General features: G+C 70.5%; 18 protein-coding genes. 6 read left to right on the plus strand and 12 right to left on the minus strand.

The window, feature by feature from the left end; genetic code table 11:
* Positions 1–113: 113 nt before the first annotated feature.
* The 5 genes from J7I98_RS24635 to J7I98_RS24655 form a co-directional block, all read right to left on the minus strand.
* Entirely contained in the window at positions 114–947 is an 834-nt protein-coding gene (locus tag J7I98_RS24635; RefSeq protein ID WP_214925551.1) for an ATP-binding cassette domain-containing protein, read from the minus strand.
* Complete coding sequence (locus tag J7I98_RS24640; protein WP_214925553.1) at positions 914–1,981, minus strand: ABC transporter permease; 1,068 nt, start codon at positions 1,979–1,981, stop codon at positions 914–916. Before J7I98_RS24640 ends, J7I98_RS24635 begins: the two co-directional genes overlap by 34 nt.
* Entirely contained in the window at positions 1,978–2,991 is a 1,014-nt protein-coding gene (locus J7I98_RS24645; protein ID WP_308377919.1) for a substrate-binding domain-containing protein, read from the minus strand. Before J7I98_RS24645 ends, J7I98_RS24640 begins: the two co-directional genes overlap by 4 nt.
* Positions 2,992–3,089: 98 nt before the next feature.
* Entirely contained in the window at positions 3,090–4,097 is a 1,008-nt protein-coding gene (locus J7I98_RS24650) for a sugar ABC transporter substrate-binding protein (protein ID WP_214925558.1), read from the minus strand.
* A gap of 113 nt (positions 4,098–4,210) precedes the next feature.
* The gene (locus J7I98_RS24655; RefSeq protein ID WP_308377920.1) at positions 4,211–4,975 is read right to left on the minus strand and encodes a GntR family transcriptional regulator; all 765 of its coding nucleotides are present in this window, start codon (positions 4,973–4,975) and stop codon (positions 4,211–4,213) included.
* A 102-nt stretch (positions 4,976–5,077) separates the two neighbouring features.
* Here J7I98_RS24655 and J7I98_RS24660 point away from each other — a divergent pair, with 102 nt between their 5' ends.
* Both J7I98_RS24660 and J7I98_RS24665 read left to right on the plus strand, forming a co-directional pair.
* Entirely contained in the window at positions 5,078–6,082 is a 1,005-nt protein-coding gene (locus J7I98_RS24660) for a Gfo/Idh/MocA family oxidoreductase (RefSeq protein ID WP_214925561.1), read from the plus strand.
* A complete protein-coding gene (locus J7I98_RS24665) occupies positions 6,079–6,930 on the plus strand; it encodes an alpha/beta fold hydrolase (RefSeq protein ID WP_214925570.1) in 852 nt (283 codons plus the stop codon). The genes J7I98_RS24660 and J7I98_RS24665 overlap by 4 nt, the downstream gene beginning before the upstream one ends.
* Positions 6,931–7,123: 193 nt before the next feature.
* Here J7I98_RS24665 and J7I98_RS24670 read toward each other — a convergent pair whose 3' ends face one another.
* Complete coding sequence (locus tag J7I98_RS24670) at positions 7,124–7,342, minus strand: hypothetical protein (protein WP_214925577.1); 219 nt, start codon at positions 7,340–7,342, stop codon at positions 7,124–7,126.
* 145 nt (positions 7,343–7,487) lie between these two features.
* Here J7I98_RS24670 and J7I98_RS24675 point away from each other — a divergent pair, with 145 nt between their 5' ends.
* Both J7I98_RS24675 and J7I98_RS24680 read left to right on the plus strand, forming a co-directional pair.
* On the plus strand, positions 7,488–8,717 hold the full coding sequence (locus J7I98_RS24675) for a sensor histidine kinase (RefSeq protein ID WP_214925579.1): 1,230 nt from the start codon (positions 7,488–7,490) through the stop codon (positions 8,715–8,717).
* Positions 8,714–9,391 (plus strand): response regulator transcription factor, encoded by a 678-nt coding sequence (locus J7I98_RS24680; RefSeq protein WP_214925582.1) that lies wholly within the window; start codon positions 8,714–8,716, stop codon positions 9,389–9,391. The genes J7I98_RS24675 and J7I98_RS24680 overlap by 4 nt, the downstream gene beginning before the upstream one ends.
* Positions 9,392–9,468: 77 nt before the next feature.
* Here J7I98_RS24680 and J7I98_RS24685 read toward each other — a convergent pair whose 3' ends face one another.
* Positions 9,469–10,407, minus strand: a complete 939-nt coding sequence (locus tag J7I98_RS24685) for a DMT family transporter (RefSeq protein ID WP_214925584.1) — start codon at positions 10,405–10,407, stop codon at positions 9,469–9,471.
* A gap of 80 nt (positions 10,408–10,487) precedes the next feature.
* Positions 10,488–11,105, minus strand: a complete 618-nt coding sequence (locus J7I98_RS24690) for a dihydrofolate reductase family protein (protein WP_214925585.1) — start codon at positions 11,103–11,105, stop codon at positions 10,488–10,490.
* Between the two features lie 184 nt (positions 11,106–11,289).
* On the opposite strand from J7I98_RS24690, the gene J7I98_RS24695 reads away from it, so the two are divergent.
* Positions 11,290–12,024 carry an SDR family oxidoreductase gene (locus tag J7I98_RS24695; RefSeq protein WP_214925744.1) on the plus strand — a complete coding sequence of 245 codons (735 nt, stop codon included), beginning with the start codon at positions 11,290–11,292 and terminating at the stop codon, positions 12,022–12,024.
* Positions 12,025–12,083: 59 nt separating this feature from the next.
* Here J7I98_RS24695 and alc read toward each other — a convergent pair whose 3' ends face one another.
* A complete protein-coding gene (gene alc / locus J7I98_RS24700) occupies positions 12,084–13,202 on the minus strand; it encodes an allantoicase (RefSeq protein WP_214925747.1) in 1,119 nt (372 codons plus the stop codon).
* Positions 13,199–14,536, minus strand: coding sequence for an allantoinase AllB (allB, locus tag J7I98_RS24705; protein WP_214925586.1), 1,338 nt, complete (start codon positions 14,534–14,536; stop codon positions 13,199–13,201). The genes alc and allB overlap by 4 nt, the downstream gene beginning before the upstream one ends.
* 357 nt (positions 14,537–14,893) lie before the next feature.
* On the opposite strand from allB, the gene J7I98_RS24710 reads away from it, so the two are divergent.
* Entirely contained in the window at positions 14,894–15,706 is an 813-nt protein-coding gene (locus tag J7I98_RS24710; RefSeq protein WP_214925589.1) for an IclR family transcriptional regulator, read from the plus strand.
* An 18-nt stretch (positions 15,707–15,724) separates the two neighbouring features.
* Here the strand turns inward: J7I98_RS24710 and J7I98_RS24715 are convergent, their stop codons facing one another.
* A complete protein-coding gene (locus J7I98_RS24715) occupies positions 15,725–16,411 on the minus strand; it encodes an ABC transporter ATP-binding protein (RefSeq protein WP_214925592.1) in 687 nt (228 codons plus the stop codon).
* A complete protein-coding gene (locus tag J7I98_RS24720) occupies positions 16,408–17,487 on the minus strand; it encodes an ABC transporter permease (RefSeq protein ID WP_214925595.1) in 1,080 nt (359 codons plus the stop codon). The genes J7I98_RS24715 and J7I98_RS24720 overlap by 4 nt, the downstream gene beginning before the upstream one ends.
* Between the last annotated feature and the right edge of the window lie 13 nt (positions 17,488–17,500).

The following is a 17,500-nucleotide window of genomic DNA, read 5'->3' on the forward strand; positions in this document are numbered from 1 at the left end:
GTGGGGCCGGTGGCGGTCAGGAAGCCGATTCTGCCACCCGGTGGGGCGGGGTGCGGGACGGCCGCGGTCGGCAGGCCGCCCCGACCCCCCAGAGAACGGCAGTCCTCAGGGGGTCACTCGTGGCCGCCGAGGCGGGTCGGGGCGGGGGCCCGTTCCAGTTCGTGGCTGAGCTCCTCCAGCTCGCTGCCGCCCGCCATCTGGCGGGTGAGCTCGTCGAGGGTGATCCCGTCCCGGGTGTGGCTGCCGGACATCGCGCCGCGCTTGAGGAGTACGAAACGATCACCGACGAGGTACGCGTGGTGCGGGTTGTGGGTGATGAGGACAACACCGAGGCCCGCGTCACGCGCCGCGGCGACGTACTTCAGGACGACGCCCGACTGCTTGACGCCGAGGGCGGCGGTCGGCTCGTCGAGCACCAGTACCTTCGCCCCGAAATAGACGGCGCGCGCGATGGCCACGCACTGGCGTTCGCCGCCCGAGAGTGTGCCGATGGGCTGGTCGACGTCGCGCAGGTCGATGCCCATGCGCAGCAGCTCGGAGCGGGTGGTCTCGCGCATCAGGTCGACGTCGAGGCGCTTGAACGGGCCCGCGCCCTTCGTCGGCTCGGAGCCGAGGAAGAAGTTCCGCCAGACCGGCATCAGGGGTACGACGGCGAGGTCCTGGTAGACGGTGGCGATGCCCCGGTCCAGCGCGTCGCGCGGGTTGGCGAGCCTGGTCTCCTCGCCGTCGATCAGGAAGGTACCGGCGTCGTGCTGGTGCAGACCGGCGATGATCTTGATGAGAGTGGACTTGCCCGCGCCGTTGTCGCCCAGTACGCAGCTGATCTCGCCCGCGTGGACTTCGAGGGAGACGCCTTCCAGGGCCTTGATGCTGCCGTAGAACTTGCTGACGTCGTCGAGCTCTACGAGGGCTGTCACTTTGTCGCCTCCGCGCGCTTGCGTACCCATGCGTTGAGCAGGGTGGCCAGAAGGAGCATCGCTCCGAGGAAGAACTTGAACCAGTCGGGGTCCCACTCCGCGTACACGATGCCCTTGCTGGTCATGCCGAAGATGAACGCACCGACCGCGGAGCCGATCGCCGAGCCGTAGCCGCCGGTGATCAGGCAGCCGCCGATGACGGCCGCGATGATGTAGATCAGCTCGCTGCCGACGCCCTCGCCGGACTGCACGACGTCGAACGAGAAGAGCAGGTGCTGGCCGGATACCCAGGCGGCGAAGCCGACGCCCATGTAGAGCCCGATCCTGGTCTTGTTGACCGGGACGCCGACCGCGCGGGCCGCGTCCGCCTCGCCGCCGACCGCGAAGATCCAGTTGCCCGCGCGGGTGCGCAGCAGGATCCAGGTTGCGATGCCCACCAGCGCCACCCACCACAGGATGGTGACCTTAAAGTTGACGCCGCCGATGGTGAGCTGAGAGGCGAAGACCTTCCTGGCGGACTCGAAGCCCTCCATGTCGCCGATGGTCTTGGTCGACACGGTGCCGCTGATCATTTTGGTGAGGCCCAGGTTCAGGCCGGTCAGCATCAGGAACGTACCGAGCGTGATGATGAAGCTCGGGAGTTTGGTGCGGGTCAGCATGAAGCCGTTGAAGACCCCGATGGCGAGCGTGACCAGCAGCGACACGAGGACGCCGACCCAGACGTTGGCGGTCATCTGGTAGCTGAACATAGAGGAGACCAGCGCGGAGCTGGTCACCAGGACACCGGCCGACAGGTCGAACTCGCCGCCGATCATCAGCAGCGCCACCGGTACGGCCATGATGCCGATCGTCGACGCGGCGTACAGGACCGTGCCGAAGCTGGACGCCCGCAGGAAGCTGTCCGCCGCGACCGCGAAGAAGAGGAAGACGGCGACCGCGCCGACCACCGCTCCGAGCTCGGGCCGGCGGAGCACCTTGCGCAGCGGCGACGTCTTGAGCAGTCGCTCGTCGTCGGCCGTCTTACGGCCGGGTGTCGGCGCCTGTGCTGGTGCGGTCGCGGTCATCGGGTCCCCCGCTTCGTGAATTCCTCCAGCTCGGCGGCGTCCTGCTTGGTGATGATCTGGGGCCCTGTGAGGACCGGCTTGCCGCCGCCGAGCGCATCGGCGTTGTACTTGTAGAGCCACAGCAGGTCCACGGCCTCGTACCCCTGGAGGTACGGCTGCTGGTCGACGGCGAAGCCGAGCGCGTCGGCCTGGAGCGCGCTCGCGACCTTCGCGTTGAGGTCGAAGGTGTCGATCTCGGCCTTGCTGGCGGCCTGCTCCTTCGCCTTGACCGCGGCGTCCGCGAAGGGGGCGCCGAGGGTCACGACGGCGTCGATGTCCTTGGCGGACTGGAGCTTCGCCTCGATCGACGCCTGTACGTCGGGCATGTTCGTACCGTCGACGTAGAGGTTCTGCATCTCGCCGTCGAAGGTCTTCCTGGCTCCGGCGCAGCGCTGTTCGTGGCCGACGTTGCCCTGTTCGTGCAGGACGCACAGGGCTTTCTTCCGGCCGCGCTTGTCGAGCTCGTCGCCGACGGCCTCACCGGCGATCGTCTCGTCCTGCCCGATGTGGGTGAGCGCGCCGAATTTCTTCGACTCGGCCGAGCCCGAGTTGACGGTGATCACCGGGATACCGGCCTTGGTCGCCTTGGCCACGGCCGCCTTCATCGCGTCCGGCTTGGCCAGCGTGACGATCAGACCGTCGACCTTCTTGTCGATGTACGAGTCGACCAGCTGCGCCTGCTGCTGACCCTCGTCGCTGTGGGCGTACAGGAACTTGATGTTGTCCTTCGCCGCGGCCTGCTCTGCGCCGCTCTGCACGATGTCCCAGAAGGTGTCGCCGTCGCCCGAGTGGGTCACCATGCCGATGGTCCAGCGGGGCGTGTTCACCGCGGACCCGCCCTGGGCCGCGGCCTGCTCGGCCCGCTCTTCGGCGCGCTTGCCGCCCGTACTGCTGCAGCCCGCGAGGGAAGCCCCGAGCACCGCCGCCAGCACCGCGCCGACGGCGCGTACCCCTGTCCGAACCCTTGCCACGACGCCGTGCCCTTCTTGCCGTACTCCTCGGTGCGGCCGGGGATCATTCAGAGCGCCCCCGGCCGACCAAGTATCGGTTACCGCTGTTCGCGCGCTTTTCATCGGGTACCGCGGGCCGTGTACTTCTCCAGCGCCGGTACGTCCTTGTCCGTGACCAGCGCCGGTCCGGTCAGGACGGGCTTTCCGCCGCCGAGGACGTTCCCGTTGGTCGCGTAGAGCCACAGCTCGTCGATGGCGAGGTAGCCCTGGAGGTACGGCTGCTGGTCGACGGCGAAGCCGATCTCCTTGGCCTTGAGCTGCTTGACCACTTCGGCGTTGAGGTCGAAGGTGTTGACCTCCGCCGAACTGCCCGCCCCCTGCTTGGCCTTGACGGTGGCGGCCGCGAAGGGTGCGCCGAGGGTGACGACGGTGTCGATGTCCTTGCCGCTCTCCAGCTTCGCCTCGATGGACGACGTCGAAGCGGGCATGTTGGTGCCTTCGATGTTGAGGTTCTCGACCGACCCGCCGAAGGTCTTCTTCACACCCGCGCAGCGCGCTTCGAGCGAGACATTGCCCTGCTCGTGGATGACGCAGAGCGCCTTCTTCTTGCCGCGCTTGTTGAGTTCCTCACCGACCGCCTCGCCGGCGACGGACTCTTCCTGGCCGATGTGGCTGAGCGCGCCCGCCGCCTCGGAGTGTTCGCCGCCCGAGTTGATCGTGACGACGGGTATGCCCGCCGCGACGGCCTTCTCGACCGCGGCTCTCACCGCTTCGGGCTTGGCGAGGGTCACCACGATCCCGTCGACCTTCTTGGCGACGTAGGAGTCGATGAGCTGCGCCTGTTCCTTGCCTTCCTTGTTGGCGGCGTACAGGAACTCGACGTTGTCCTTGGACGCGGCCTGTTTGGCGCCGCTCTGGACGATGTCCCAGAAGGTGTCGCCCTCGCCGGAGTGGGTCACCATGGCGATCTTCAGGCGCTTGGTGCTGACGCCCTTGCCGCCACCGGCGCCGTCGTCGCCGGTGTCCTCTTCCGAATCCTTGCCGCCCGAGCCGCTGCATCCGGCGAGTGCGAGTGCGCAGATGGCGAGGAGGGCTGCTGCCTTACGGGCCTTGCGGTGGGTACGCATCGTGGGTTCCGCCTTGTCTCCCGGCCGCCCCGTTGCGGCTGGGGGGAGTTCTAGCGGCGTACGCACGGCCCCGTCAAGACTTTGTCCGAACATTCTTACGCGGGATGGTTTGCTTACGGCCTGACGAGCAGCTGGAATTCGAAGGCGTACCGCGAGGCCCGGTAGATGTGCGAGCCGAACTCGACCGCCCGCCCGGTGTCGTCGAACGTCGTCCGCTGCATCGTCAGCAGGGGCGCCCCCTCCGCCTCCCCCAGCTGCCGCGCCTCGTCCGCCCCGGCCGCACGCGCCCCGACCGTCTGGCGGGCGCTGTGCAGCGTGATGCCCGCGGAGCGCATCATCCGGTACAGGCCGGTGGCTTCCAGGTACTCGGTGTCGAGTGCGAGCAGTCCGGCGGGCAGGTGGTTGACCAGGCGTGCCATGGGTTCGTTGTGCGCGAGACGCAGCCGTTCTATGAGGTGTACGTCGCTGCCCTCCGGCACGCCGAGCGCCGCCGCGACCTCGGCCGTGGCCGGTTCGACGGCGTTCCGCAAGACCTTGGTCGCAGGCCGCTGACCTGCGGCTTCGAGGTCGTCGTACAGGCTGCTCAGTTCGAGCGGGCGCTTGACCTGGCTGTGCACGACCTGGGTGCCGACGCCTCGGCGGCGGACCAGCAGGCCCTTGTCGACGAGCGACTGGATGGCCTGGCGGACGGTGGGGCGGGACAGGCCGAGGCGGCCCGCCAGCTCGATCTCGTTGCCGAGGAGACTTCCGGGGGCGAGCCGGCCCTTCTCGATTGCCGCCTCCAGCTGCTGCGACAGCTGGAAGTAGAGCGGGACCGGGCTGTTCCGGTCGACGCCGAGCTGCAGGGAGATGGTGGGGTCAGCCGCGTGTTTTGACACGCCAGTGAGCGTAGCCCCAGGTAATGACCACTGGAAGTCCTGTAGTCCGGTTGTCCGGACAAACGCTTGACAGGGTGGCGGGCGTCGCGCGAGTTTGGGCCCATGCGCATCGGACTCATCGGCACGGGTCGTATTGGTTCCTTCCACGCTGGAGTGCTCAGCCGCCATCGCGAAGTGGGTGCTCTGCTTGTCACCGACACGGATGCGGCGCGGGCCGTCGCGGTCGCCGACCGGCTCGGCGTGACCGCCGCTCCGTCGGTCGACGAGATCTTCGCGTGGGGCGTCGACGCCGTGGTCATCGCCTCCGCCACCTCCGCCCACGCGGACCTGATCGGCCGGGCGGCGCGCGCCGGTCTCCCGACCTTCTGCGAGAAGCCGATCGCACTGGACCTGCCGGGAACGCTGGGCGCGCTGCGGGAGGTCGACGCGGCGGGGAACGTACTCCAGCTCGGCTTCATGCGCCGCTTCGACGCCGGTTACACGACGGCGCGCGAGCTCGTACGGTCGGGCAGCCTCGGCAGGCTGCACACCGTCCGGGCGATCACCTCCGACCCCGCGCCGCCGCCCGCCGCGTACCTGCCGCTGTCCGGCGGCCTCTACCGGGACTGCCTGGTCCACGACTTCGACATCCTGCGGTGGGTGACGGGCCGCGAGGTCGTCGAGGTGTACGCGGTCGGGTCCGACGGGGGGCCCGACATGTTCCGCGACGCGGGCGACGTGAGCACGGCGGCCGCGATCCTCACCCTCGACGACGGCACGCTCGCCACCGCCACGGCGACGCGCTGCAACGGGGCCGGTTACGACGTACGGATGGAGCTGGCGGGCGAGCTCGACCAGGTGTCCGTCGGCCTCGACGACCGCACACCGATCACCTCGACGGAGCCGAAGGGGGCGCCGGCCGCCGAGAATCCGTGGCCGGGGTTCCTGGAGCGGTTCGCCCCGGCGTACGAGGCGGAACTGGACGCCTTCGTCCGGGTCGCGCTGGGCGAACTGGCCAACCCCTGCGACGGCAGAGAGGCGCTGCACGCGCTGCGGATCGCGGAGGCCTGCGAACTGTCGCGCCGGGAGCGGCGGCCGGTGCGGATGGAGGAGATCCCCGCTTCATGACGTCGACGCTGACGGAGACGGTGCGGACGGACGACGGGGTGCGGCTGTGGGCGACGCGGTCGGGCGAGGCCGACACCGATCCGCTCGTCCTGTGCCATGGCGGGCCCGGCCTCTGGGACACCCTGGAGGACGTGGCCGAGCTGTTCGCGGAGCGGGCGGCGGTGTACCGGTGGGACCAGCGCGGATGCGGGCGTTCCGAGCGGCGCGGGCCGTACTCGGTGACCTGGTCGGTGGCCGATCTCGATGCGGTACGCCGCCATTTCGGGCTGGAATCGATGACGCTGCTGGGCCACTCCTGGGGCGCCAGGCTCGCCCTGCACTACGCGCTCGCGCACCCGGAGCGAGTGACCCGGCTGGTCTATGTGTCCGGCACCGGAATAGACGCGGAAGCCGACTGGTACCCGCAGTACGCCCGCAACCTGCGCGCCGCGCTCGGCGACGGTCTGCCGCGCTGGGATGCACTGAGGACGCGGGCCTCGCGTACGGAGGCGGAGGAACGCGAGATGTGCGTGCTCCAGTGGTCGGCGGACTTCGCGGGCCCCGACCGCGAGCGGGCGCGCGCCCTGGCCGAGCGGATGGCCACGCCGTGGCGGGGCGTCAACTTCGAATGCAATGCGGCCGTCAACGCGGAGCTGCGGAGCCACAGCGCGCATCAAATGCGCGCTGCGTGCGGGGTGTTGAGGGTCCCGGTGGTGATAGTGGACGGCGCGCAGGACATACGGCCGAGGGAGGCGGTGGACTCCCTGGAGCGGGCGTTGCGCAACGTTCGGCGGGTGAGGCTGGAGGGGGCGGGCCATATGCCGTGGGCGGAGGACCCGGAGGGGTTTGCTGAGGCGGTCGCGGCGTAGGGCGGGCGCGGGAGGGCCTGCGGCGAACGCCGGACGGGCTCAATTCAGCCCGTCCGGCGTTTGTATACACTCCCCCAGACTTCGTCCGGGGAGACCCCCAAGGGCGTCCGGGGGTCTGGGGGCTTGCCCCCAGTTTCGGGAAGGGCGGGGTGGGGAAAGCGCCGCAGGCAACCCGCGCACCCCCACTCGCACGCTAAATCCGCCGGAAGCGATCCGCCGACGCCATCACTGCTACGCCCACGACCGCCAGCACGATGTTCGTGTAGAGCTCACGCCCCTTGAGGAAATCGAGGGAATCCAGGATCCGCACGAAGCCGAAGAACTGCGGCAACCAGCCCGTCAGCTCATGCACCAACCCCGACACCCCCGCCACGAACAGTACGAACCCCACCACTTCGAGAATCTTCTTCATACGGCGATCGTGGCGCGGCCCTCCGCGCTCCCGCGTCGGCCGTCAGGCTGCACCGCAGCGCCGAAAGTCTGAGCCTCCCCGACTTTGGTCGTTTCCTTCGGCCGCGTGCGCGCTCCACCGCCTCCGCCTGCGTAGTTTTGTCGACATGACCGATCAGGAGTACCGCTGGCTGCTGCCATCGGCGATGGCCGACCCCGACCTCCCGGGCGATCGCGGGGGCGGACGGCGGCGACGTACCGCGCGGGACTGGATCGTCGACATCGCGGCGTTCCTCTTCGCCGCCGGCATCGGACTGCTCGCGGCCGACACCACCGGCAGCGTCGGCAACCCCGACGTTGTCGTCTTCCTCGACCAGCTGGCGGGCGCGGCGGCCTGCTGCGCGCTCTGGGTGCGGCGGCGGTGGCCGGTGGGGCTCGCGGTCGTCCTGGTCGTCGTGTCGACCGTGGCACCCGTCGCCGGCGGAGCCATGATCGTCGCGCTGTTCAGCCTGACGGTGCACCGGCCCTTCAAGACGGTCGCCGTCGTCGCCTCCGCGTCCCTCGCCGGCGCACTCGTCCAGGCGGTCCTGCGCCCCGACCCGACCGTCTCCTTCCGGGCCTCCGCCGTCGCCTCGCTCGTGATCGTCCTTCTGGTCGTCGGCTGGGGCATGTTCGTACGCTCCCGCCGCCAGCTCGTCGTGTCGCTGCGCGAGCGCGCCCGCCGCGCCGAGACGGAGGCCGACCTCCGTGCCGAACAGGCGCAGCGGCTGGCCCGCGAGGCCATCGCCCGCGAGATGCACGACGTACTCGCCCACCGGCTGACGCTGCTCAGCGTGCACGCGGGCGCGCTGGAGTTCCGGCCCGACGCGCCCCCGGCCGAGGTCGCCCGCGCCGCCGGAGTGATCCGCGACAGCGCGCACGAGGCGCTGCAGGACCTGCGCGACGTCATCGGCGTACTCCGTGCACCGGCCCCGGTCGACGGCTCCGGCGACGACAACCGCCCGCAGCCCACCCTCGCCACCCTCGACGCCCTCGTCGCCGAATCCCGCGAAGCCGGCATGAAGGTCACCCTCGACCACCGCATCGACCGGCCCGCAGACGTGCCCGCCGCCACCGGACGCAACGCCTACCGCATCGCCCAGGAGGGCCTGACCAACGCCCGTAAACACGCGCCCGGTGCCGAAGTCACCGTGACGGTCACCGGCGCACCGGGCGACGGACTCACCATCGAGGTACGCAATCCCGCACCCGGGCGCGAAGTCCCCGCCGTCCCCGGATCCGGCCAGGGCCTCATCGGCCTGACCGAGCGTGCCACGCTCGCCGGCGGTCGCTTCGAACACGGATTCACTCCCGGCGGCGGATTCCGTGTCAGCGCCTGGCTACCGTGGGCGCCATGACCATCAGGCTGCTCATCGTCGACGACGATCCGCTCGTCCGCGCCGGACTCACCTTCATGCTCGGCGGGGCCGACGGCATCGAGATCGTCGGGGAGGCGGCCGACGGCTCCGAAGCGGCCGCGGCAACCGACCTGCACCGGCCCGACGTGGTCCTGATGGACATCCGGATGCCCGTCATGGACGGCCTCACCGCGACCGAGGAACTGCGCCGCAGGCCCGACGCGCCCGAGGTCATCGTCCTCACCACCTTCCACGCCGACGAACAGGTGCTGCGCGCACTGCGCGTGGGCGCCGCCGGTTTCGTACTCAAGGACACCCCGCCCGCCGAGATCGTCGCGGCGGTACGCCGCGTCGCGGCGGGCGACCCGGTCCTCTCCCCGGCCGTGACCCAGCAGCTCATCACGCATGTCGCGGGCTCCGGCGCCCCCGACGACCGCAGGACTCGCGCGGCCCGGCGGCTGTCCGGGCTCGCCGAACGGGAACGGGAGGTCGCGGTCGCCGTCGGGCACGGTCAGTCCAACGCGGAGATCGCCGCCGCGCTGTACATGAGCGTGGCGACGGTCAAGACGCACGTGTCACGCGTGCTGGCCAAGCTGGGTCTCAACAACCGTGTTCAGATTGCCCTGTTGGTGCACGACGCGGGCCTCGTCGAGGGAGCGGGCGACGCAGGCTGACGCGGGGCGATCACTTCTCGCGGGCGGGACGGTGCTTACGACTGTGGTGCGGCAGGCGCAGCGGGGGTGCGGGTTGCCTACCGCTGTTCCGCAGCTCGCCGGCCCCACGTTGTGCCGGCCAGCACCAGCATTCCGCCCAGCAGCCCCACCAGCCCCAGCCGTTCGCCGCCGATCGCGATGCCTGCCGCCGCCGCCCACAGCGGTTCCGTGCCCAGCAGCAGGCTGACTCGGGACGGGGACGTGCGGCGTACCGCCCACATCTGCACGAAGAAGGCGAACAGTGTGCAGAAGACGGAGAGGAAGACCAGGCCCGCCCACTCGCGCGGTCCGAAGCCGGCCGCGACCGTCCAAGGGGCCGGGCCCGTCCCGGGGGTCGCCGCCAGGAGCGCGAACACCGCGACTGCGCCGGCCAGTTGGACGGTGGTGAGGGAGAGCGCGTCCGCGTTCTGTACGGCCTTGATCCTCGCCATCGCGAGCACATGCACCGTACGGGCCAGCGCCGCCAGGAGCATCAGCAGATCGCCGAGCGACGGGGTCGTGAAGCCGCCGCCCTGGGTCAGCAGCACCACACCGGCGACCGAGAGAGCCGCCGCGCCCATGAAGGCGCGGGGCGGCCTGACCCTGGTCACCGCCGCCTCGGCCAGCGGGGTGAAGATCATGGTGAGGCTGATGATGAGGCCCGCGTTCGTCGCCGACGTGTGCACGACGCCGTACGTCTCCAGCAGGAAGATCCCGCTGAGTACGAGCCCGAGCACCCCCGCGCCCCGCCACTGCGCGGCGTTCAGCGCGCGCAGCTTGCGCCATCCGGCGGCCGCCAGCACGGGCAGCACGATGCCGAAGCGCAGCACCAGGACGGCTACGACGGTCTGCGTGGTCGTGATGCCCTTGGCTGCCAGATAGCTGGCGCCCCAGACGACCGCCACCAGCAGCACGGGCAGGTCGGTGAGCCAGGCCGCGCGGCTCGGCGACGGCGGCGTGACGGTGACGGGTACGGCGGTCGGTGCTGCGGCGGCCACTGGCGCGGTCTCCCCCGGGACGGGTGGTGTGGAGACGTCGGCGGCTCGCACGCGGAGCGATCACCGTACCCGCGCGTGCCTCACTGGTCGAGCAGGAAACTGCCGTACTCCGGCCTCCCGGTGGGCCGGTAGGTCTGGATCGTCACGCCGGATTCCGTGGTGCTGGAGTCGGTGAGTGCGAAAGAGGTCGGCCGGGAGCCCTGCTCGAACAGCCGCTGTCCGGCGCCCAGTACGACCGGGTAGACCAGAAGGTTGTACTCGTCGATGAGGTCCTCCGTCATGAGGGACCTGGCGAGCGTGCCACTGCCGTGGATCTGGAGCTCGCGGCCGGGCTGCTGCTTGAGCCGTGCGATCTCGCCCGCCACGTCGCTCCCGATGACCGTGGAGTTGTTCCATTCGGCCTTGTCCAGGGTCGTGGACACGACGTATTTCGGGAGGTTGTTGAGGCGGCTCGCGATCGGGTCGTTCTCGTCGGTGACCTGCGGCCAGAAGGCCGCGAAGATGTCGTACGTACGACGGCCGAGGAGGAAGGCGTCTACGCGGTCGAAGACCTTCTCCATGAAACGGCCCATGCCTTCGTCGGCATAGGGGACCAGCCAGCCGCCCTGCTCGAAGCCGCCGCTGGTGTCCTCGGTGGGACCGCCCGGGGCCTGCATGACGCCGTCGAGTGTGAGAAACGTGGTGAGCGTGATCTTCATGTCCTGCGCCCTTCTCCGGTCCGTATGTCCGTATGTCGGTATGGACTCAATGAATGTCACCAGCTCTGACTCCACGCTCCCACGGAACTCATCGCCGCGTCCGTTTGCCGCCAGCGGCGGGCCCCTCGCACCGGTTTCCTTGAATCCGTAACCACTACGGATGTGAGGAACCCCGATGTCTTCAATGACCGGCAGGACGGCCGCCCTGGTGACCGGCGGCAGCCGCGGCATGGGCGCGGCGATCGCGCTGCGGCTCGCGCAGGACGGTGCGGATGTGGCGATCACGTACGTACGGGGCGAGGAGGCCGCCCACGACGTCGTACAGAAGATCGAGGCGGCCGGGCGGCGCGGCATCGCGCTGCGCGCCGACGCGGCGGACGCCGCGGCGGTCACCGCCGCCGTGGACCGGGCCGCCGCCGAGCTCGGGCGGCTCGACATCCTGGTCAACAATGCGGGTGTCGGCGTTCTCGGCCCGATCGAGAGCCTCACGCTCGCGGACATCGACCAGGTCCTGCAGGTGAATGTACGGGCGGCCTTCCTGGCCTCGCAGGCGGCGGCCGCGAAGATGGAGCGCGGCGGCCGGATCGTCACGATCGGCAGCTGCATGGCCGCGCGCGTGCCGGGCCCCGGCGGGACGCTCTACGCGACGAGCAAGGCCGCACTGTCGGGCCTGACGAAGGCGCTGGCGAGGGAGCTGGGCGGTCGTGGCATCACCGCGAACCTTGTCCACCCGGGCCCGATCGACACGGACATGAACCCGGCCGACGGCCCGTACGCCGAGCCGCAGAGCGCCATGACGGCCCTGGGCCGGTTCGGCAGCGCGGACGAAGTCGCCTCGCTGGTCGCCTACTTGGCGAGCGAGGAGGCGTCGTACATGACGGGGTCCGAGGTCCTCGTCGACGGCGGCCACGCCGCATAACGGCGACGGGTGGTGCCCACCTGTGGGCACCACCCGTCAACCGGCTCAAACGATCCGCGTCAGCCGCCGAGCTCCTGGTGGCGTGCCGCCAGACGGGACGCGCCCGCCTCCGTCAGCGAGCCGAAGAGGCGCAGGCGCGATATGCCGCCGTCCGGGAAGATGTCGATACGGACGTGGGTCGCGGCCGGGGCCGAGGCGAGCACGAAGCGGTGGTTCGTGTCGGGCTGGAGCCGGGTGCGCGGCAGGATCTGTACCCACTCGCCCTCTTCGCCGTCCTTGACGGAAAGGGCCGCCCAGCCCGCCGAGTTGCCCTTGAGGTACGCCGTGTCGATCTCGACCGCGCGTATCTCGGACTGCTCGACCAGCTGGTAGCGGATCCAGTCGTTGCCCTTGTCCCGGCGACGGCGGGTCTCCCAGCCGTCGTCCATCTTGCGGGAGCGGCCCGGCTGAATGGTGTTCGTGGCCGGGGAGTAGAAGCGGTCGGAGGCGTCCTCGACCTGGCCGCCGTTCTCCAGGGCGACGAGGTCGAACGTACCGAGGGTGGCCAGCCACGCCGGGTCGGGCACGACTTCGCCGTACACGCGCAGGCGGGCGATGCCGCCGTCCGGGTGCTGGTTGACGCGCAGGTGCGTGAAGCGCTGCTCGACGTCGACGGCGAAGCCGTTGGCCGCGTGGCCGCCGACTGCCGTACGGGGTACGAGCGTTGTCCACTTCACATCGCCGGAGAGGAGGTCCTCGGGCGAGGGCGAGCCCGGTACCGAGGTGGCCTCGACGGAGACGGCCTGCGGGTAGTTGCCGCGGAAGTGGGCGGTGTCGATGACGATTCCGCGTACGACACCGGGGGCGCCGAGGCGTACGAGCGCCCAGTCGTGGTCCTCGGCCGTCGGGTGCGGCTGCTCGGCGCCGACGCCGCGGCGGCGGCGCGTCTCCCAGCCGTCCATGATCTTGCCCTTGTGCCCGAAGTGCTCGGGGTCGAACTCCGCCGGCTCGGGCCGCAGCATGTTCTCGCGCTCGGCGAAGAACTCGTCGTTGGCGGCGATCACACCCGCGCCGAGCCGCCGGTCGGCGAGGTCGGCGAAGTGCGTGAAGTCGAAGTCGGCGGTGCGGTAGTCGGCGTACGGGTCGCCGCCGCCGTAGGGGTTCGCGTCACCGGTGAAAGACGGGGTCGCCACGGTCAGTTGTTCCTTTCGAGCAGCCGGCCTGTCGGCTCGGCGAGGGTGCCGTTGTCGGCGATGCGTACGCCGCGCAGCCACGTCGACCTGACGACGCCGTGCAGGGTCTTGCCCGCGTACGCCGTCACCTGATTCCGGTGGTGCAGCTCCGCGGGGTCGACCGTGAAGGTCTCGTCGGGGGCGAGCACCGCGAAGTCGGCGTCACGGCCGGCCTCGATGGCGCCCTTCTGGGTGAGGCCCGCGAGTTCGGCGGGTGCGGCGGCCATCCAGCGGACGACGTCCTCCAGGGAGCGTCCGCGGCGCCTCGCCTCGGTCCAGATCGCCGGGAGGCCCAGCTGGAGCGAGGAGATGCCGCCCCAGGCGGAGGCGAAGTCGGGGGTCTTGAGGTCGGTGGTGCAGGGCGAGTGGTCGGAGACGATGCAGTCGATCGTGCCGTCGGCCAGGCCCTCCCACAGCGCGTCCTGGTTCTCGGCCTCGCGGATCGGCGGGCAGCACTTGAACTCGGTTGCCCCGTCCGGGACTTCCTCGGCCGTGAGGGTGAGGAAGTGGGGGCAGGACTCGACCGTGATGCGTACACCGTCGCGCTTGGCGGCGGCGATGAGCGGCAGCGCGTCCGAGGACGACAGGTGCAGCACGTGGACGCGGGCGCCGAGGCGCTTGGCGTGCGCGATGAGGCCCTCGATCGCGGTGTTCTCGGCGTCGCGGGGCCGGGAGGCGAGGAAGTCGGCGTACGCGGGACCGCTCTTCTGCGGGGCCGCCTCCAGGTGGTGCGGGTCCTCGGCGTGCACGATCAGCTGCCCGCCGAAGCCGACGATCTCGGCCATGGAGCGGGCCAGCTGCTCCTGGTCGAGCTCCGGGAATTCCTCCACGCCGGAGGGCGAGAGGAAGCACTTGAAGCCGAAGACCCCGGCGTCGTACAGCGGCCGCAGGTCCTTGACGTTGGACGGGATCGCGCCGCCCCAGAAGCCGACGTCGATGTGCGCCTTGCTGCGCGCCACGTCCTGCTTGGTGCGCAGGTGGTCGACGGTGGTGGTCGGCGGCAGGGAGTTCAGCGGCATGTCGAGCAGCGTGGTGATGCCGCCGGCCGCGGCCGCGCGGGTGGCAGTCCAGAAACCCTCCCACTCGGTGCGGCCGGGGTCGTTCACGTGAACGTGGGTGTCGACGAGGCCGGGGAGCAGGGCGTCGTCCCCGAAGTCCTCCAGCAGGGCTCCGGCCGGCACCTCGGCGTCGTACGGCAGCACGGCCGTGATCTTCCCGGCGGCGACGGTCACCGATGCGGCGCGCGCCCCCTCGGGGGTGATGACGCGCGTCGAGCGCAGTACGAGGTCCACGTCGGGCACCCTGTCCCTCACTTCCGTTATGGCGTTACTTCCGTTATGGCGTTACGCATGACGTACGAAGAAATTCAACGAACTGTTGAAGGAGTCTTCACTCCGGGGTCCACTCCGTCAAGACCACCACGTACGCCTCTGACCTGCACGGGGATCACTTAGAGGTTTCCATGAAGTGGAAGTAGAATTTCGACAAGCAGAAGGTAGCTATGCACAAAGGCCGCACCCGTAGATCGTCGGAAGTGACGGGCGACACAGGGACAAACGCCCTCTGACCGGGGAGGACGGCTTGACGAGAACCCTGTACCCGGCGCAGCCGCCGGGTAGGCTGCTGCCTTGCCCTCCCGCCGCGAAAGGACCGTTGACGTGCCGTCGTCCAACGCCACCACCGACGCTTCCAAGCCCGCTGCCGCCGCCGGTGGTGTCCAGTCCCTGGAGCGCGCCTTCGACCTGCTGGAGCGGATGGCCGACGCGGGCGGCGAGGTAGGCCTCAGCGAGCTCTCCGCCAGCAGCGGGCTGCCGCTGCCCACGATCCACCGCCTGATGCGCACCCTGGTCGCCTGCGGCTACGTACGCCAGCAGACGAACCGCCGCTACTCGCTGGGCCCGCGCCTGATCCGCCTGGGCGAGAGCGCGTCCCGGCTGCTCGGCACCTGGGCCCGCCCGTATCTCGCGCGCCTGGTCGAGGAGACCGGGGAGACGGCGAACATGGCGCTGCTCGACGGCGACGAGATCGTGTACGTCGCGCAGGTGCCCTCGAAGCACTCGATGCGGATGTTCACCGAGGTCGGGCGCCGCGTCCTCCCGCACTCGACGGGCGTCGGCAAGGCACTCCTCGCGCACACCGAGCCGGACGAGGTGCGCGCCCTGCTCGCCCGTACGGGCATGCCTGCCGCCACCGAGAAGACGATCACCACGCCGGAGGGCTTCCTGGAGGCCCTGGAGCACGTCCGCCGCGTCGGTTACGCGGTGGACGACAGCGAGCAGGAGGTCGGCGTCCGCTGCCTGGCGGTCTCGGTCCCCGACTCCCCCACGGCCGCCGCCATTTCGATCTCGGGCCCGGCGGGCCGGGTGACGGAGACGGCGACGGACCGGATCGTCCCGATACTCCAGGAGGTCGCCAAGGACCTCTCGGTGGTGCTCACCAACGCCGGCAACGGCAACAACGGCCAGGGCTGAAGCAACGGCCGGGCCTGATCAGGCGGCCGCGTCGTGGGCGGCCGGCAGCCGGCCGTCCGCCATCGTCACCGTGGCATCCATCCGCTCCAGGTGCGCACGGTCGTGGGTGACCAGTACCGTCGCCGTTCCGCGCTCGCGCGTCAGCCCGACCAGCAGGTCGAGTATCGCGGCGCCGCGTTCGTGGTCGAGGGCGCTGGTCGGCTCGTCGACCAGGAGCACGGCGGGCTCGTTCATCAGCGCGCGGGCGATGTTCACGCGCTGACGCTGACCGCCCGACAGCTCGTGCGGGCGGCGGTCCGCCTTGTCGGCCAGACCCACCGCATCGAGCAACTGCCGTGCCCTGTCCAGCACTTGACGGGGCGGCCGGCCGGACAGGTGGGCCATCACCTGGAGCTGCTCGGCCGAGGTGAGCGACGGCAGCAGGTTCGGCTGCTGGAAGACGATGCCGATGCGCTCGCGCCGGAGCTCCGCCTTCTCGGCCCGGCTCAGGGCGCCCGTGTCCGTACCGTCGACGACGACCCGTCCGCGGTCTGGGGAGACGAGAGTCGCAGCGACCGCGAGCAGGCTGGACTTGCCGGAGCCCGACGGGCCGACCACCGCTGTGAGCGAGCCCGCGGGGACATCGAGACAGACGCCGTCGAGGGCGGTCAGGCGGGCGTCACCGTCGGGGTAGGTGAGGGTCACATCCGCGAGGGACAGGGTCATCGGGCGCTCCCGAGTGCGATGAGGGGGTCGACGGCGGTGATGCGCCGGACGGACAGGGCCGCGCCGACGACGCCGAGGGCGACTATGACGGCGGCGGGGACGAGCAGCGTCGCCGGTTCGAGTACGAAGGGGACCGCGCCGTCGACCAGGCCGCCGATCAGGGTCGCGAGCGCCGTGCCGAGGACCGTACCCGCGCAGAGCATCAGGACCGCCTGGCCGAGCGCGTCGCGCAGCAGGTAGGGGGTGGAGGCGCCGAGCGCCTTCAGTACGGCGATGTCGCCGCTGCGCTGGATCGTCCAGACCGTGAAGAACGCGCCGACGACGAGCGCCGAGATGACGAAGAGGAAACCGCGCATCAGCTGGAGCGAACCGTTCTCCGCCTGGTAGGAGGCGAGAGCGGTCAGCGAGCCGTCGAGGGTGCGGGTCTCGGTGCCCGCCGCCTTGTCGCCCGCCGCGAGATCCGCGCCTGCGCCCGTCGTCAGGGCGACGACAGTGGCCTGCTCCTCCATGGTGGTGCCGCTGTGGCCGAGCCGCTGCCAGTCGTCGAGCGACGTCCACACCACCGGCGCGTGGCTGTACGAGTCCTCCCCCGCGACGGCTGCGACGGTCTCCTCCACGCTGCCGATCCGCACCTTGTCACCGGCCCGGACGCCCAGATCCTCCGCCGCCTGCGCGGACACGACGACGCTTCCTGAGCCGAAGTCCCTGGTCGGCGCGAGACCCGAGGCGGGCTCGACACCGAACGCCGCGACCGCCGCCGTCCGGTCCCCGGCGCCGGCGTTGGCCATCCGGATGCCGAGCGGCCGGGCGCCGGTGATGCCGGGCTGCCGCGCCCACTTCTGCCAGACGCTCTCCGTCACCGAGGAATTGGTGAACGACACCTTCTGGCCCTCGGGCGGCGCGGCGAAGGCCAGCCGGTCGACGGGCAGCGAGGTGATGGCCGAGGTGTTGTCCCTGGCCAGCCCGGCCGTGAGTCCCGACAGCAACCCGACGAGCAGCGTGATCAGCACCACGACCGTGCCCATGAGCGCGAACCGGCCCCTGGCGAACCGGAGATCTCTCCATGCGACGAACATGGCCCCAAGCCTG

Source organism: Streptomyces sp. ISL-98, assembly GCF_018614055.1.
In the GTDB taxonomy this organism is placed as follows: Bacteria; Actinomycetota; Actinomycetes; order Streptomycetales; family Streptomycetaceae; genus Streptomyces; species Streptomyces spiramyceticus.